This window comes from Microbacterium sp. 3J1, assembly GCF_001049495.1.
GTDB lineage: Bacteria > Actinomycetota > Actinomycetes > Actinomycetales > Microbacteriaceae > Microbacterium.
In genome coordinates, this window is record NZ_CDWI01000010.1 from 222,363 (window position 1) to 238,695 (window position 16,333).

Sequence of the window (16,333 nt, forward strand, 5' to 3'; positions counted from 1 at the left end):
GAGGGAACGGGAGAATCGTGCGGATCGACACCCAGACGCAGCGCGTCATCTGGAGCGCCAGCGACCTCAAGGCGGCTGCGGAATGCGAATACGCGTGGTGTCGGGCGATCGACGCGAAGCTCGGTCGCGTTCCCGTGGTGGAGGAGCCGGAGGACGCGACTCTCGCGAGGGCGGCGCAGCTCGGCGACGTGCACGAGCAGAACGTGCTCGCGCGGTACATCGACGATCTCGGTGACGACCGGGTGCTCCGCATCGAGAAGGTCTCGTCCGTCGACGCAGAGGCGCTCGCGGCGGCCGTCGAAGAGACGATCAGGGCGCTGAGCTCTGACGCGCTCATCGTCTTCCAGGCGGCCTTCGCCACACCCGAGTTCGTCGGCTTCGCCGACTTCCTGAAGCGCGACGATGACGGCCGTTGGCGGGTGCAGGACTCCAAGCTCGCCCGCACCGCAAGGGTGACGGCGCTCATGCAGCTCGCGGCATACGTCGACCAGCTCGACCGGCTGGGCATCCCGCGCTCCGACGAGGTCGATCTGATCCTCGGCGACGGCACGCTGAGCACCCACTCGGTGGACGACCTCCTCCCTCTCTTCCAGGTCCGCCGAGCACGGCTCCGGGCGCTGATAGCGGACCGCCGCATCGACTCCTCGGCTGATGGTGAGCCGCTCGCGTGGGGCGACGACCGAGGCGACCTCGAGATCGTCGCCTGCGGTCGGTGCGCGACGTGCGAGGAGCAGGTGGTCGCCCATCGGGACCTGCTCATGGTCGCTCGCATGCGACCCGTGCAGCGTGCACGGCTGCGCGCCGCAGGAATCGAGACCATCGACGCGCTCGCCCTTGCGACCGATGCGCCGTCGGGCATGAACACCGACACGTTCGAGGGGCTGCGTGCCCAGGCCAGGCTGCAGCTCCGCGCCGACGCCGAGGGCGAGACCACCTACGACGTGCACTATGCGGCGGCCATCCACACCCTGCCCGTACCCAGTCACGGCGATATCTTCTTCGACTTCGAGGGTGACCCGCTCTACACGGAGCCGGCGCCCGACGGTCATGTGCAGTGGGGGATCGACTACCTGTTCGGATGGGTCGACAACGACGATCAGTACACGGCTCTCTGGGCGCACGACTTCGCGGCCGAGCGTGTGGCGTTCGAGCGGTTCCTCGACTTCGTGAAGCTGCGACGCCAGACGCATCCCGGCATGCACATCTACCACTACGCCCCCTACGAGACGTCGCATCTCGTCGCGATGGCGGCTCGACACGGGGTTCGAGAGGGCGAGGTCGACCGGCTGCTGCGCGAGGGCGTCTTCGTCGACCTGTATCCGCTCGTCCTGAGGACGGTGCGGGTGGGTTCTCGCTCCTACTCGATCAAGAAGCTCGAGCCGCTCTACATGGGAGAGGACGTGCGCACCAGCGACGTCCAGAAGGGCGACGACTCGATCGTGCAGTACGTCGCAGCCCGCGAGTTGGTGGCGGCAGGGGCGCAGCACGAGGCGGACGAGGTGTTCGCAGACCTCGCCGACTACAACCGCTACGACTGCGTCTCGACCAGGCGGCTGCGAAACTGGCTCATCGACATCGCCCGCAGAGAGGGTGTGAACCCGGCTCCACCGGACGAGGCAGACGAGATCATCTACGAGCCGTCCCCGCGGTCGGTGGCGCTTCTCGCCGACGCGGAGCGTGCCGTCGTGGCGGGCGGCGACGGGCAGTTGCATCGCATCGCCGCCGCAGCCATCGACTACTTCCCCCGTGAGGCGAAGAGCTTCTGGGTGTCGCACTTCCAGCGGCTCCGTGAGCCGGTCACCATGTGGGAGACCACTCGTGACGTGGTCCGCGTCGACGCCGGCTCGTCGGTGGTGAGTCGAGACTGGAGCATCGGCGAGGGGCGACGGGTGATGTCGCGGGACATCGAGATCCGGGGCGAGGTCTCGCCCGGCACCACTCTCGGCCCGGGGGCGCAGCCGTTCGCCCTCTACGAGGTGCCGGCCCCGTTCGACATCGACGTGCCGTCGCGGGCGGTCCACGCACCGCACACCGTCACCGTCGCCGAAGTGCTCGACGACGGATACCTCATCACCGAGACGGCGATCCAGGGCCAGACGTGGGACGAGCTGCCCGTCGCGTTGACCCCCGCCGCGCCGCCGAGGGTCGTCTCGCTGCAGGGCGCGATCGACGAGTGGGCCGACACGGTTCATGCCGCCGCGCCCGACTTCCCTCACGACGCGGCGACGGACGTCCTGCGGCGGATCCCCCCGCGCACCCGCTCCGGCGGCCCGCTGCCGACCCAGGGTGGCGGCACCGTCGACGCGATCGTCCGGGCCGTCCTCGACCTCGACCACAGCTACCTCGCCGTGCAGGGCCCTCCGGGAACGGGCAAGACGTACACGGGATCCCAGGTGATCGCTCGACTCGTCCAGGAACACGGCTTCACCGTCGGCGTCGTGGCCCAGTCGCACGCGATCATCGAGAATCTCCTCGAGCGGATCGTCGCCGACGGCGTCCCCGCGTCGCAGGTCGCGAAGGCGCCGAAGGACCCCGCATCGGCCCCGTCCTACACCGTGATGCCGAAGAACGGCATGGCGACTTTCCTCGCCGAGCATGCCGAGCACGGCGCCGTCGTGGGCGGCACCGCGTGGGACTTCAGCAACACGTCGCGCGTCGATCGACGGGGTCTCGATCTGCTCGTCGTCGACGAGGCCGGGCAGTTCTCGCTCGCCTCCACGATCGCCGTCGCCGCGGGCGCTCAGCGGCTGCTGCTGCTCGGGGACCCACAGCAGCTGCCGCAGGTCAGTCAAGGAGCACATCCAGAACCCGTCGACACGTCCGCGCTCGGGTGGGTCATGGACGGCGACGCCGTCGTGCGACCCGACTACGGGTATTTCCTGGCTCGCTCGTGGCGGATGCATCCTTCGGTCGCCTCGCCGGTGTCGAGACTCGCGTACGCGGGGCAGCTCGCTTCCGCGCCCGGCACGGAGCTGCGGTCGATCGAAGGCATCGAGCCCGGGCTGCACGTGCTCCCTCTTCGGCACCGCGGAAACGCCACGCAGTCGACGGAGGAAGCGGAGCAGGTCGTGGCCCTGGTCCGTGACCTCCTCGGGCGGCGATTCACCGACAACGATGCGCAGGCCTCGGTCCGGCCGCTGTCGCAGTGCGACATCATCGTCGTGGCCCCCTACAACGCCCAGCGCCAGACCGTCCATGATGCGCTCGCCGCGGCGGGGTTCCCCGATGTCCCGGTGGGCACCGTCGACAACTTCCAGGGCAAGGAGGCGGTGGTGTCGATCACCACCCTCGCGGCATCCAGCGGAAGGGATGCGCCCCGCGGGCCCGAGTTCCTGCTGCTGCAGAACCGCCTCAACGTCGCGATCTCGCGAGCGCAGGTCGTGGCCTATCTCATCCATTCGCCGGCACTGCTCGATGATCTCCCGCGGACCCCGGACGGCGTGGCTCGGCTGAGCGCCTTCGCCCGACTCGTCGGCGCGGCCGACTGAAAAGAGAACGATGACTGCACACACGACCCAAGACGTTCTCCGCGCGTCGGCAGCCTGGGTCTGGTTCCCCCGCGGCAGCGAGCAGCATAAGGGCCACCTCCAGCTCGTCCGATATCCCGAGCGGTTCGGCGGGGGAGTCAGGGGCTCGCAGGTCGATTCGGATGCCGACCCCGCGACGGTACTCGATGATGCCATCGAGTACACCCGATCACGGAGCGAGAGCGAGTTGCGGTTCTGGACGAACGCCTCGGACCGTCCCGATCTCGAAGAAGAGCTGCGTCGCCGCGGAGCGGAACATTTCGACACCGTCGCCGTCTTCGCTCGCCCCCTCGGAGGGGCGGACGTCGAGGTGCCCGACGGGGTCACCGCCGAGGTCGTACGCACACTCGATCAGGTGCGCGAAGTCGACGCGATCAACGTGCCGGTGTGGCAGCAGCAGCCGCTCGACGAAGAAGGTCTGCGGGTCGAACTCGACGAGGTCACCTCGGCCCTGGAGGCCGGCACACAGCTCCGCGTTCTCGCCCGACTCGACGCGGACGGCCGGGCGGTCAGCACCGGCGGGTGCACGATCGTCGACGGATTCGTCCGCCTCTGGGGTGCGGCGACGCTCGAGGAGGACCGCGGCAGAGGCGCCTACCGAGCCGTCCTCGCTGAGCGGCTGCGCGCGAGCGCGACGCTGGGCGCGCAGACGGCCCTCGTCAAAGGGCGCACGGCGACGTCTGCGCCGATCCTCGCCCGGGCCGGCTTCACCCACTACGGCGACGAGCGCGGCTACCTCCTGCTGGTCTGAGTCAGGCGCCGCTGGCGGCGAGTTCCTCGCGGACGATGCGCGCCCCCGCCGCGAGGGCGCTCAGCTTGTCGAGCGCGACACGCCTCGGCAGGGGAGCCATGCCGCAGTTGGAGCTGGGGATGAGCAGCTCCGCGTCGACGAACTCGAGCGCTCGCCGAAGGGTGTCGGCGACTTCCTTGGGGGTTTCGATCGCCTCATTCGCCACATCGATCGCCCCGAGCATGACCTTCTTGCCGCGGATGAGTTCGATGAGGTCCATGGGCACGTTCGAGTGATGACTCTCCAGCGAGATGATGTCGATGCTGGACTGCTGCAGAAGCGGGAACGACTCCTCGTACTGCCTCCACTCCGACCCCAGAGTCGCCTTCCACTCGTTGTTCGCCGTGATCCCGTAGCCGTAGCAGATGTGAACCGCCGTCTCCGCACGCAGTCCTTCGGTGGCCCGCTCGAGAGCGGCGACGCCCCAGTCCTTCATCTCGTCGAAGAAGACGTTGAACGCCGGTTCGTCGAACTGGATGACGTCCACCCCCGCCGCCTCGAGCTCCCGAGCCTCCTGATTGAGGATGGTCGCGAACTCCCACGCCAGCTTCTCGCGACTGCGGTAGTGGTGGTCGGACAGGGTGTCGATCATCGTCATCGGCCCCGGAAGCGCCCACTTGATCGGCTGATCGGTCTGCTGTCGCAGAAACGCCGCGTCATCCACGAACACGGGCTTGCGACGGCTCACCGCACCCACGACGGTGGGCACGCTCGCGTCGTAGCGGTCGCGGATGCGGACGGTCTCGCGGTTCTCGAAATCGACCCCGTCGAGATGCTCGATGAAGGTGGTGACGAAGTGCTGACGGGTCTGCTCCCCGTCGCTGACGATGTCGATGCCGCGTCGGCGCTGCTCCTGCACCGCAGCGCGCAGGGCGTCCTGCTTTCCCTCGATGAGCGCGTCGCCCTCGAGCTCCCACGGCGACCAGAGCACCTCCGGCCTCGCGAGCCACGCGGGCTTGGGAAGACTGCCGACGATCGAGGTGGGGAGCAGAGTCGGCACGGTCGTCGATCCTTCGACGGTCATCGGACGGGCGCGGGGTAGCTGGCGGCCCACTGGTCCAGCACGCGCCGGTGCGGCGTGACGAAGTGCTCCTCCGCGTAGCGCCCCTGGGTGACTGCGAGCCGGCTGCGCTCGTCGCGGTCGTACGTGACCTCCGTGTGCCGATAGTCCTCGTGCTCGAGGCTCGGACGGTACACGCTCTCGGCGGGGGCGTTCGCGTTGTAGATCTCGGGGCGGTAGATCTTCTGGAACGTCTCCATCGTGCTGATCGTGCCGATGAGCGCCAGATCGGAGTAGTCGCCGAGAAGGTCACCGCGGAAGTAGAAGGCCAGCGGGGCGACACTGCCGCGCGGCATGAAGTACCGCACCTGCAATCCCATCTTCCCGAAGTACTCGTCGGTGAGCGAGAAGGAGTCTTGGACGTACTCGATGCCGAGCACGGGATGCACGGTGCCCGTGCGTCGGTACGTCCTGCTGGTGGAGACGCTGATGCAGATCACTGGCAGCGTCGAGAAACGCTCCCGATAGGCGTCGGACTCGACGAAGTGCTGGAAGAGCTTGCCGTGCAGGACGCCGAAGTCGTCCGGAGTCGCGAATCCGCCGGCGGCCGCGCTCGCCGCGGGGAGGAGCACGCTGAAGTCGTAGTCGCGGAGGTAGGAGGAGAAGTTGTTCCCCACGATTCCCTGGTGGCGCTCCCCGGTGAGTCGGTCGACGATGTGGATGTCGAGCACCTCGAGGACGGGGAACTCCCGATCCGCGCCGTCGGCGAATCGCAGCTGCACGGACACGATGTCGAGCTCGACGGTGTAGCGGTCACGATGGGCATCGTCGCCGGGCGCCAGATCGTTGAATCGGCGGTCGATCATCGACAACGCGCTGCGAAGGTTCTCCTGGCGACGCTCGCCGCGGGCGAGATTGGCGAAGTTGGTCGTGATGCGCGAACTGTCCGACGGCGCGTAGTCCTCGTCGAAGCGCGTGGTGGTGATGCTGAACGTGATGTCGTTCGCCATGAGGGCCAATCCGGGATGGGAGAGGCCGAATCGGCCTCGTGAGAGCTGTGCTCCCATCGTGCAGGCACGGTGCAGTCATCGGGTAACTCGCCTCCGCTATGCGGTGCTATAGGCTTCTTCTATGCCCAGGCGATCGAGCGGGATCACGCTGCAACAGCTCCAGTACTTCATCGAGGTCGCGGCGGAAGGATCCATCACCGCGGCGGCCGACATGCTCTACGTGGCGCAGCCCACCATGTCCGCGGCGATGAAGGATCTCGAGAGTCGAGTGGGGCGTGCGCTGCTGGTCCGCTCGGCCAGAGGGATCACCCTCACCACCGACGGCTCGGAGTTCCTCGGTTACGCCCGGCAGGTCGTCGAGCAGGCGGAGCTCCTCGAGCAGCGATACCTGGGTCGGCCGCCGTCGCGGCGTCTCCTCGGCGTGTCGACGCAGCACTACTCCTTCGCGGTCGACGCGTTCGTGCGGATGGTCAAGGGCACGAGCGCGGCCGAGTACGAGTTCTCGCTGAGGGAGACCCGCACCTGGGACATCATCGAAGACGTGCGGACGCTCCGCAGCGAACTCGGCATCCTCTTCCGCAACGACTTCAACCGGAACGTCATCGACAAGCTGCTGCGGGACTCGGGTCTCGCGTTCCATCCGCTCTTCATCGCCGAGCCGCACATCTTCGTCTCACGCCGGAACGCGCTCGCCTCTCGGGAACGCGCGACCCTCGACGACCTCGTCGGCCTGCCACGGCTCACCTTCGATCAGGGGGCGAACAACTCCTTCTACTTCGCGGAGGAGATCCTCTCGACGCTGTCGAGCGCACAGGAGATCAGGGTCTCCGATCGGGCGACGATCTTCAACCTCATGATCGGACTCGACGGCTACACGATCTCCACCGGGATCATCAGCGACGACCTCGACCCCGAGATCGTCGCCGTGCCCCTCGACGTCGACGAGCGCATCGAGATCGGATGGGTCGGACGCACCGCGATCCCGCTCACCGAGCAGGCGCAGCGCTACCTCGTCGAGGTGCGGGACGTCGTCGCAGGCTTCGGCGTGGCGCTGCTCGACTAGCGGGCGGACGCGTCAGACGGTGCCGTAGAGCCGGTCGCCCGCGTCGCCCAGCCCGGGCACGATGTAGCCCTTCTCGTTGAGACGCTCATCGAGGGCACCCAGCACGAGCGTGACGTCGCGATCTCCGACGAGGGCCTCGATCGCGGCCACGCCCTCGGGCGTGCCGAGCAGGCAGATCGCGGTCACGTCCTTGGCGCCGCGGTCGAAGAGGAACTGGATCGCCGCGGCGAGCGAGCCGCCGGTCGCGAGCATCGGGTCGATCGCGAAGCACTGACGGTCGCTGAGGTCGTCGGGAAGACGCTCGGCGTACGTCGTGGGCTCGAACGTGGTCTCGTCGCGGACCATGCCGAGGAACCCCACCTCGGCGGTCGGAAGCAGCTTGACGAGCCCCTCGAGCATGCCGAGACCGGCGCGCAGGATGGGCACGACGATGGGGCGGGGCTCGGAGATCTTCACACCGGTCGTCGTCGTCACGGGCGTCGTGATCTCGATCGGGCTGACCTTGACGTTGCGGGTCGCCTCGTAGGCGAGCAGTGTCACCAGCTCCTCCGTCAGCTGACGGAACACGGGCGAAGGAGTGCGCTTGTCGCGCAGAACCGTGAGCTTGTGGGTGACGAGGGGGTGGTCGGCGACGTGAACACGCATGGTTACAGGCTAATGCGCCGCACGCTCGCGCACGACATCGGATGCCCCGGTACCCGCGGCGCTCTGCCATAGGCTCGACGCATGACCTCCGCCGATGTCCGCGGTATGCGTCGCGCGCTCGAGCTCGCCTCGGTCGCTGCGGCGGCATCCGAGGTGCCCGTCGGCGCGGTCGTGCTCGACCCGGAAGGGCGGGTCGTCGCCGAGGGCCGCAACGACCGCGAGGCGACGGGGGACCCCACCGCGCACGCCGAGGTGGAGGCGCTGCGCCGAGCGGCGGCATCCGTCGGCTCCTGGAACCTGGAGGGGCACACGCTCGTCGTCACCCTCGAACCCTGCGTGATGTGCGCGGGGGCGATCCTGCAGTCGCGCGTCAGCCGGGTCGTGTTCGGCGCGTGGGACGACAAGGCGGGAGCTGCGGGCTCGATGTACGACCTGCTCCGTGATCGCCGCCTGCCGTACCGTGCCGAGGTCGTGGGCGGTGTCGAGGCGGACGCATCCACCGCCCTGCTGCGCGAGTTCTTCGAACAGCGTCGGTAGTCGGAGCGGCGTTCGTCAGTCCGAGGACTTCAGCACGAAGACGTCCGTCGAGGGCTCGGGGTCGAGCGACGGGCGGTAGACATCCGGCTCGATGTAGATGACACGCGCGATGGGCAGCGCTTCGCGGATCCGCGCCTCGATCGCGTCGATGTCTCCCGCGGCCTCGCGCAGGGGCTTGTCGGCGCTGAGCGCGATCTTCGCGGCGACCATGAGCTCGTCCGGTCCGAGGTAGAGGGTCTTCATGTGGATGATCTTCTCGATCTCGTCGCCCGCGTTTATCGCGTCGACGATGCGGTCGTGGTCGGCGACCGTCGCGCCTTCGCCGACGAGGAGGCTCTTGGTCTCGACCCCCAGCACGATCGCGATGAGCACGAGCAGTGTGCCGATCATCAGGGTGCCGACCGCGTCGAAGACCGGGTTGCCCGTGATGACGGTGAGGCCGACGCCGAGGAGGGCGAACGTGAGACCGGTGAGCGCACCCACATCCTCCAGGAGCACCACCGGCAGTTCGGGGGCCTTGGCGCGTCGCACGAACGACACCCACGACTGACCCTTGTCGCGGACGAGATTGCTCTCGCGCACGGCGGTGCGCAACGAGAACGATTCGAGGCCGATCGCGACGACGAGCACGACGATCGGCAGCCACCACCAGGTCTGGTCGAGCTCATGCGGATGCGTGAGCTTGTCGACGCCCTCGTAGATGGCGAACAGCCCACCGACCGAGAACAGGATGATGGAGACGACGAATGCGTAGACGTAGCGCTCGCGGCCGTATCCGAACGGATGCGCACGATCGGCCTCGCGCCTCGCCTTGCGGCCGCCCAGCATGAGGAGCAGCTGGTTGCCGGAGTCAGCGACGGAGTGGATCGCCTCGGCGAGCATCGACGCGGATCCCGAGAGAGCCCACGCGACGAACTTCGCCAGCGCGATGCCGAGGTTGGCCAGGAATGCCGCGATGATCGCCTTGCTGCCGCCCGATGCACTCATGCGTCGAGTCTAGATCGGCTCGTCCGCCGGCACGGGGTGAGCCCGCCGTAGGATGACGACATGGCTGATTCGCTTCCCGCTCTCGCGTTCCTCGGTGCCGGTTCGATGGGCGGTGCGATCCTCCGTGGCGTGGTCGCCTCCGGCATCCGCGTCGAGGGGATCACCGCCACCAACCGCACTCGCGAGAAGGCCGATGCCCTCGACGGGCTCGACGGCGTCACGAGCATCGCGCTGTCGGAGTCGCCCGACGGCAACAGCGAGGCGGCCGCGTCGGCGAGGATCGTGCTCGTCGGCGTCAAGCCCGCGATGGTGCCCGACCTCCTGCGCGAGATCCGGCCCGTGCTCGCACCCGACGCGATCGTGGTGAGCCTCGCGGCGGGCGTGACGCTCGAGACCTTCGCGAGCGTGCTCGGCGAGGAGGCACGGGTCATCCGGTCGATGCCCAACACGCCGGCGACCGTCGGCAAGGCGGTCACCGGTCTCGCCGCGGGCTCCGCCGCATCGGCCGACGACCTCGCGCTCGTGCGCAGTCTGTTCGAGACCGTCGGCGCGGTCATCGAGGTGCCCGAGTCCCAGATCGATGCGCTCTCCACGATCTCCGGATCGGGCCCCGCGTACGTCTTCCTCCTGATCGAGGAGTTCACGAAGGCGGCCATCGGCCTGGGCTTCGGAGACGCCGAGGCCCGACTCATGGCCGAGCAGACGTTCATCGGCGCCACCGCCCTCCTCGAGGCCTCGGGCGAAGCGCCGTCCGAGCTGCGCCGCAGGGTCACCAGCCCGAAGGGCACGACCGAGCGGGCCGTGGCCGTGCTGCAGGACGCGCACCTGGATCGCACGTTCTCGGATGCTGCGGACGCCGCCCTCGCGCGAGCCAGGGAGCTCGCGTCCGGAGCCTGACGTGCGGCTGCGGTTCACGGGTGACATCTGGTACTGGCGCGGACCCGCGCCGTTCCACTTCGTCACCGTGCCGCCCGCCGAGAGCGAGCTGATCGGCGAGATCGCAGCGGTCGTGACCTATGGGTGGGGCATGATCCCCGCGTCCGTCACGATCGGCGGCACGACCGTCTCCACGGCTCTGTGGCCGAAGGACGGCGGCTACATCGTCCCCGTCAAGAAGAGGCTCCAGGATGACGAGGGCATCGGCGTGGACGACACCGTCGACGTCACCCTGGACATCGACGCCTGAGCTCGACGACGGCTCAGCGGCCGAGTGCGGCTCAGCGGTCGAGTGCGGCGAAGCGCTCGATGTCGCTGTTGGTGCCCGAGACGATGATGAGGTCGTGGTTCGTGACAATGGTGTTCGCCTCGGCATAGCGGAACGGCTTGCCCGGGCTCTTCACGCCGACCACGGTCACCTTGTACTTGCTGCGCACACCCGACTCGTTCAGGCCGACGCCGCGGATGAACTTCGGCGGGTACATCTTCGCGAGCACGAAGTCGTCGTCGAAGCGGATGAAGTCGAGCATCCGGCCCGAGACGAGGTGCGCGACGCGCTCGCCGGCCTCGCGCTCCGGGTAGATGACGTGGTTCGCGCCGACGCGGGCGAGGATCTTACCGTGCGACTGCGACACCGCCTTCGCCCAGATCTGCGGCACCTTGAGGTCGACGAGATTCGCGGTGATGAGAACGGATGCCTCGATCGACGAGCCGACCGCGACGACGGCGACCTGGAAGTCCTGGGCGCCGATCTGCCGCAGGGCGTCGATGTTCTTCGCATCCGCCTGCACGGTGTGCGTGACGCGGTCGGACCACTTCTGCACGAGCTCGAGGTTGTCGTCGATCGCCAGCACCTCGCGGTCGAGCCGATCGAGTTCGCCCGCGCATGCGGCACCGAACCGGCCGAGGCCGATGACGAGGACGGGAGCATCGCCCCGGAGGACTTCAACCAACGATCGGCCTTTCCACGGGCAGTGAGTAGTACTGCGTTCGCGACGTCGCGGCGACGGCCGCGGCGAGAGTCACTGTACCAACGCGCCCCATGAAGATGGTGGTCGCGAGCACGTACGAGGCGGAGTCGGGCAGCTCCGCGGTGAGACCCGTCGAGAGTCCGACCGTGCCGAAGGCCGAGATCACATCGAACAGGACATGACTGATGTCGGCCTTGGTGATCTGGGCGATGATGATCGTCGAGAGCGCGACGATGGTGGCGCCCCATGCCACGACGCTCAGGGCGACGCGCTGCACGTCGCTCGGGATGCGGCGGCCGAACGCTTCGACGGACTGACGGCCCTTCGCCTCGGACCACACGGCGATCGCCAGCACAGCGAGCGTCGTCACCTTGATTCCACCGGCCGTCGAGGCCGAGCCGCCACCGACGAACATCAGCATGCTCGCCGCCAGCAGCGACGAGCCGTTCAGGTCGTCCATCTCGATGACGTTGAAGCCGCCCGAACGCGTCATCGCGGACAGGAAGAAGGCTTGGAACGTCGTGTCCGCGGCGTCCATGGAGCCGAACGTCTTCGGGTTCGCGTACTCGAGCACGAGGAAGACCGCGGCACCCAGGATGAACAGCAGCACGGTCGTGACGAGCGTCAGCTTCGTGTGCAGCGACCACTTCTTCACATGCCAGACATGTTTGGCGAGTGTGTAGATCACCGGGAAGCCGATGCTGCCGAGGAAGACGCCCACCATCAGGAGCGTCAACACGAGATAGTCGTCGGCGAACACCGCCACACCGCCCGCGTTGGGGGCGAACCCGGTGTTGGTGAACGCCATCGCGGCGAAGTACGGTGCCTCCCACAGGGCAGCGATCGGTTCGACGCCGGCCATGACGAGCGCCGGGTAGAGGAGGATCGCGAGGACGCCCTCGATGATCAACGCCGAGACCGCCACGGTCGTGAGCAGCTGACCGACTTCGCCGAGCCGCACGGTCTGGCTCTCATTGACCACGCCGCCGTGGGCGCGCATCGGGTTCGTGTCTCCGGCGGCCATCAGCTTGGCGCGCAGACCCAGGCGCTTGGAGATGAGCATCCCCATCAGGGAGGCGAGGGTGAGCACGCCGAGCGCGCCGATGTTCACGCCGATGAAGATCAGCACATGCCCGAAAGGTGACCAGTAGGTGGCCATGTCGACGGTCGCGAGCCCGGTGACGCAGATCGTCGAGACGGCGGTGAAGAGCGCGTCGGCCAGCGGGGTCACGGTGCGCGTCGCCGAGGCGATCGGGAGCGACAGCAGCACTGTGAAGACGAGGATGAGGAGCGCGAAGATGACGATCGCGAACCGCGAGGGCGACGAGGTGATGATGTGCTTGCCCCAGGAGGCGGCGTTCTGAAGCCGCTGTCGAGGTGACGACGCCGAAGCGATGCCCGACATCGCGTCCCCCTTCGTTCCGTGCACCGCACCCCGGTGGCGCGGCGCTGTTCGCCGAGCCTTCGTCATGGTACTCCGTGCCGGGGGAGACTACCCTGATCACATGACGGACATCTTCGACGTGATCGCAGACGGTACGAGGCGCGACATCCTCCAGCTCCTCCTGCGACGCACGACCGAAGGCGAGACCGGCACCAGCGTGAGTCAGATCGTGGCCGACCTCGGCATCAGCCAGCCGACGGTGTCGAAGCATCTGAAGGTGCTGCGTGAGGCCGAGCTCGTCAGCGTCCGAGAGGACGGACAGCGGCGCTTCTACAGTCTCGCGGTCGAGCCGCTCGAAGCCGTGGACGACTGGCTCGTGCCCTTCCTCATGGACGCCTACGGTGACGATGCGCCGGACATCGACTACCCGGGTCAGCCGTTGCCGGATGGAGCCGCGCACGCGGCGGAGGTCGTCGGTCGGGCAGCCGCATCCGCCAAGCACGTCGTCGCCACGGCTCTCAAGCGCTTCGGCGCCTGAGGCCACGCCCTTCCGACAGCACCTCGCCCCTGACGATCCGGGGGGCAGGTCGTCAGGGGCGAGAGCGCGGACCCCAGTCCGCGCGGACTCGAACGGTGCCATGTCGAGTCGTGCCGCCAGTCTGTGGGGTCACCCTGAGCGGATCCCCGGCGTCGTCTATGTCCCGGCTGAGTCGCCCGCTCGCCGTCTTCGCTCCTCAGCGTCGGGCGGCCTTTCGTCGGAACAGCCACGAGCCCCACAGCACTGCCACGGCCAGGATCGTCAGGCACCAGCCGACCGCCCACCAGGGCTCCACGGTCAGCGTGGCACCCGACAGGAGGCCGCGGATGGTGTCGACGATCGGGGTGATCGGCTGATACGCGGCCACGGGCTGCAGCCACTCCGGCATGCTCGCCACCGGGACGAACGCGCTCGAGAGGTACGGCAGGAAGAGCAGGATGAAGCCGTATCCGTTGGCTCCCTCCGGTGATCCCGCGGCGAGCCCGATCGCGGCGAACAGGTAGGTGATGGCGAGGATGTACAGGGCGATCAGCCCGGCCAGCGCCAGCCATTCGGCGGGGGACGCCTCCGGGCGGAACCCGACGAGCACGCCGACCCCGATGACGATCGACGTGGCGACCAGGTTGCGCAGCAGGCTCGCCACGACATGGCCGGTGAGCACCGCGCTCGCGCGCACGGGCATGGTGCGGAAGCGGTCGATGATGCCGGAGCGCATGTCGGTCGCGACATACAGAGCGGTCGACGATGCACCGAAACCGGCGCAGGTGAGGATGATCCCGGGGACGACGTAGTCGACGTACCCGCCGGAGGGATCGATCGCACCGCCGAAGACCCAGGTGAACATGAGCATGAGCATCACGGGGAGCAGGATCGCCATGAGCAGGGATTCGCCGTCGCGCAGCGAGTAGCGCAGGCTCCTCCCGACGAAGACGCTCTCCGCGGTCACGCCGCGCAGGCGTGGACGCGGCGCGACGGCGGCGTGCGGGGCGGGGGTCAGGGATGCAGTGGTCATGCGTGCTCCTCCGTTCGGCGGGTGGTGGTGACGGCGAGGAAGACGTCGTCCAGGGTGGGGCGGCGGAGGGCGACGGTGCCGTCCCGGCCCTCCGCCTCGAGGACGTCGAGCGCTCGCCGCAGGTCGGCGATGCTGCCGTCGGTGGCGACCTCCCTGACCAGCTCGCCGCGAGCGTCGTGCAGTTCGACCGTGTCTCCGCCGATACGGGCCTTGAGCTCGGCAGGGGTGCCGAGAGCGGCGATGCGTCCGTCGTGCAGCACGGCGATCCGGTCGGCCAGCTGGTCGGCCTCCTCCAGATACTGGGTGGTGAGGAACACCGTCGTCCCGCCGGCGGCGAGCGTGCGGATGAGGTCCCAGAGGTCACGTCTGCTCCGGGTGTCGAGTCCCGTCGTCGGCTCGTCGAGGAACAGGACCTCGGGCGTCACCACGAAGCTCAATGCGAGGTCGAGGCGTCGCCGCATGCCGCCGGAGAACGTGCGGACGCGGCGCGACGCGGCATCCGTCAGATCGAACCGTTCGATGAGATCGGCCGCCCGCCGACGGGCCGCCACCCTGTCGAGGCCCGCGAGCCGGGAGAACATGATCAGGTTCTCGGTCGCCGAGAGTGCGTCGTCCACCGCGGCGGACTGCCCGGTCAGGCTGATGCGTCGCTGGACCTCGGTGGAGTGCGTCCTCGTGTCGAACCCGGCGACGCGGGCTGTTCCGGAGTCCGCGTCCATCAGCGTCGTGAGGATGTTGATGGTCGTCGTCTTGCCGGCGCCGTTCGGGCCGAGCAGGGCGAACACCTCGCCGCGCGCGACGGTGAGATCGAGGCCGTCCACGACGGCCTTCGCGCCGAAGGCCCGTCGGAGCCCCTGTACTTCGATGGTGGGATTCATCGGTGCTTCCCTCTCCTCGGTTCTGTGTACGACCGAAACTGTGTGCGTAATACGCGAGTGTGTATGACGGTAACACACTGTTTACGTAATAAACAGAAGTAGGATGAGCCCATGATCGACACCGAGCCCCCGGAGCTGCCGCGCGGCATCGCCCTCGCCTGGGGCGTCGCCGCCGATCCGCAGCGCGGACCCAAGCGCGAGATGAGCGTCGAGCGCATCGTGGACGCAGCGGTCGAGCTCGCCGACGCCGACGGCATCGGCGCCGTCTCGATGGCTGCCGTCGCTGCCGCACTGGGATTCACCCCGATGTCGCTCTATCGCTACGTGAGCGCGAAGGACGATCTGCTTCTCCTCATGCAGGAGCAGGCGACCGGCGTCCCGCCGGAGTCGCACCGCGAGCTCGACGGCTGGCGCGAGAAGCTGCTCGCCCTGTACACCGAGCAGGTGCTCCTCTATCAGCGTCATCCCTGGATGCTCTCGCTGCCCATCACCGGATCCCCGATCACGCCGAACAGCTCGGCCTGGCTCGATGCCGGCCTCGGCGCCCTCGAGGACACGGCTCTGACGGCGGAGGAGCGGATCGCGGTCGCACTGGCTGTGACCGGGTACGCGCGCTGGTGCGGCACGGTGCTGGCCGGGTACACCGAGCAATCCCGGACCAGCGGTCTCACACCCGACGAGGTGGCCGTGCGGGAGTCGGATCTCTACGATCGCGTCATCACCGCGGACGAATTCCCGGCGCTGCGCAGGGCCATCGACGACGGGGTGTTCACGTCTCCGGCCGATCCCTTCCGCTTCGCCATGGACCGGATCCTCGACGGCGTCGAGGAGTACATCCACGCTCTCGACCGGGGCGAGCCGCATGCGCAGACAACCGACTGGATCTCGGCGGACCCCGCCGAGCTCGCCGGCGACCGTCGGGTCAAGGAGGCGCAGAAGCGGGTCAGGGAGGCTGAGAAGGCACTCCGCGAGGCGCGGAAGCTCGAGCGGCAGGCTCTGCGCGACGCCGGCGAGCGTGTCGCGAGAGCGAGCAAGACCGCCTGACGTCCCCGGTG

16 protein-coding genes are annotated in these 16,333 nt (G+C 68.3%); 8 read left to right on the forward strand and 8 right to left on the reverse strand.

Annotation, left to right across the window (positions count from 1 at the left end):
* Positions 1-17: 17 nt before the first annotated feature.
* Together BN2660_RS08855 and BN2660_RS08860 are read left to right on the forward strand one after the other, a co-directional pair.
* On the forward strand, positions 18-3,488 hold the full coding sequence (locus BN2660_RS08855) for a TM0106 family RecB-like putative nuclease (RefSeq protein WP_091230330.1): 3,471 nt from the start codon (positions 18-20) through the stop codon (positions 3,486-3,488).
* A 10-nt stretch (positions 3,489-3,498) separates the two neighbouring features.
* On the forward strand, positions 3,499-4,278 hold the full coding sequence (locus BN2660_RS08860; protein ID WP_091230333.1) for a hypothetical protein: 780 nt from the start codon (positions 3,499-3,501) through the stop codon (positions 4,276-4,278).
* A 1-nt stretch (position 4,279) separates the two neighbouring features.
* On the opposite strand, the gene BN2660_RS08865 is transcribed toward BN2660_RS08860, so the two are convergent.
* The gene (locus tag BN2660_RS08865) at positions 4,280-5,317 is read right to left on the reverse strand and encodes a methionine synthase (RefSeq protein WP_091230528.1); all 1,038 of its coding nucleotides are present in this window, start codon (positions 5,315-5,317) and stop codon (positions 4,280-4,282) included.
* Between the two features lie 20 nt (positions 5,318-5,337).
* Positions 5,338-6,327 carry a putative oxygenase MesX gene (locus tag BN2660_RS08870; RefSeq protein ID WP_091230336.1) on the reverse strand — a complete coding sequence of 330 codons (990 nt, stop codon included), beginning with the start codon at positions 6,325-6,327 and terminating at the stop codon, positions 5,338-5,340.
* A 121-nt stretch (positions 6,328-6,448) separates the two neighbouring features.
* On the opposite strand from BN2660_RS08870, the gene BN2660_RS08875 reads away from it, so the two are divergent.
* Positions 6,449-7,390 carry a LysR family transcriptional regulator gene (locus BN2660_RS08875; RefSeq protein WP_091230340.1) on the forward strand — a complete coding sequence of 314 codons (942 nt, stop codon included), beginning with the start codon at positions 6,449-6,451 and terminating at the stop codon, positions 7,388-7,390.
* A gap of 12 nt (positions 7,391-7,402) precedes the next feature.
* Here BN2660_RS08875 and upp read toward each other — a convergent pair whose 3' ends face one another.
* Positions 7,403-8,035 (reverse strand): uracil phosphoribosyltransferase, encoded by a 633-nt coding sequence (gene upp, locus BN2660_RS08880; protein ID WP_091230346.1) that lies wholly within the window; start codon positions 8,033-8,035, stop codon positions 7,403-7,405.
* A gap of 81 nt (positions 8,036-8,116) precedes the next feature.
* Here upp and BN2660_RS08885 point away from each other — a divergent pair, with 81 nt between their 5' ends.
* Entirely contained in the window at positions 8,117-8,572 is a 456-nt protein-coding gene (locus BN2660_RS08885) for a nucleoside deaminase (RefSeq protein ID WP_091230350.1), read from the forward strand.
* Positions 8,573-8,587: 15 nt separating this feature from the next.
* Here BN2660_RS08885 and BN2660_RS08890 read toward each other — a convergent pair whose 3' ends face one another.
* The gene (locus BN2660_RS08890) at positions 8,588-9,559 is read right to left on the reverse strand and encodes a cation diffusion facilitator family transporter (protein ID WP_091230353.1); all 972 of its coding nucleotides are present in this window, start codon (positions 9,557-9,559) and stop codon (positions 8,588-8,590) included.
* Positions 9,560-9,619: 60 nt separating this feature from the next.
* On the opposite strand from BN2660_RS08890, the gene proC reads away from it, so the two are divergent.
* Both proC and BN2660_RS08900 read left to right on the forward strand, forming a co-directional pair.
* The gene (gene proC, locus BN2660_RS08895) at positions 9,620-10,456 is read left to right on the forward strand and encodes a pyrroline-5-carboxylate reductase (protein ID WP_091230355.1); all 837 of its coding nucleotides are present in this window, start codon (positions 9,620-9,622) and stop codon (positions 10,454-10,456) included.
* 1 nt (position 10,457) lies between these two features.
* Positions 10,458-10,745: a DUF1905 domain-containing protein gene (locus tag BN2660_RS08900; protein ID WP_091230359.1), complete on the forward strand. Its 288-nt coding sequence runs from the start codon at positions 10,458-10,460 to the stop codon at positions 10,743-10,745.
* A gap of 31 nt (positions 10,746-10,776) precedes the next feature.
* On the opposite strand, the gene BN2660_RS08905 is transcribed toward BN2660_RS08900, so the two are convergent.
* Positions 10,777-11,448, reverse strand: a complete 672-nt coding sequence (locus BN2660_RS08905; protein ID WP_047520565.1) for a potassium channel family protein — start codon at positions 11,446-11,448, stop codon at positions 10,777-10,779.
* A complete protein-coding gene (locus BN2660_RS08910) occupies positions 11,441-12,871 on the reverse strand; it encodes a TrkH family potassium uptake protein (protein WP_091230362.1) in 1,431 nt (476 codons plus the stop codon). Before BN2660_RS08910 ends, BN2660_RS08905 begins: the two co-directional genes overlap by 8 nt.
* 100 nt (positions 12,872-12,971) lie before the next feature.
* Between BN2660_RS08910 and BN2660_RS08915 the strand changes: the two genes are divergently transcribed.
* Entirely contained in the window at positions 12,972-13,388 is a 417-nt protein-coding gene (locus BN2660_RS08915; RefSeq protein ID WP_091230366.1) for an ArsR/SmtB family transcription factor, read from the forward strand.
* A 196-nt stretch (positions 13,389-13,584) separates the two neighbouring features.
* Here BN2660_RS08915 and BN2660_RS08920 read toward each other — a convergent pair whose 3' ends face one another.
* Positions 13,585-14,400, reverse strand: a complete 816-nt coding sequence (locus BN2660_RS08920; protein ID WP_091230369.1) for an ABC transporter permease — start codon at positions 14,398-14,400, stop codon at positions 13,585-13,587.
* Entirely contained in the window at positions 14,397-15,278 is an 882-nt protein-coding gene (locus tag BN2660_RS08925) for an ATP-binding cassette domain-containing protein (protein WP_091230372.1), read from the reverse strand. The genes BN2660_RS08920 and BN2660_RS08925 overlap by 4 nt, the downstream gene beginning before the upstream one ends.
* A gap of 111 nt (positions 15,279-15,389) precedes the next feature.
* On the opposite strand from BN2660_RS08925, the gene BN2660_RS08930 reads away from it, so the two are divergent.
* Positions 15,390-16,322, forward strand: coding sequence for a TetR/AcrR family transcriptional regulator (locus tag BN2660_RS08930; RefSeq protein WP_091230376.1), 933 nt, complete (start codon positions 15,390-15,392; stop codon positions 16,320-16,322).
* The last annotated feature ends 11 nt before the right edge of the window (positions 16,323-16,333 follow it).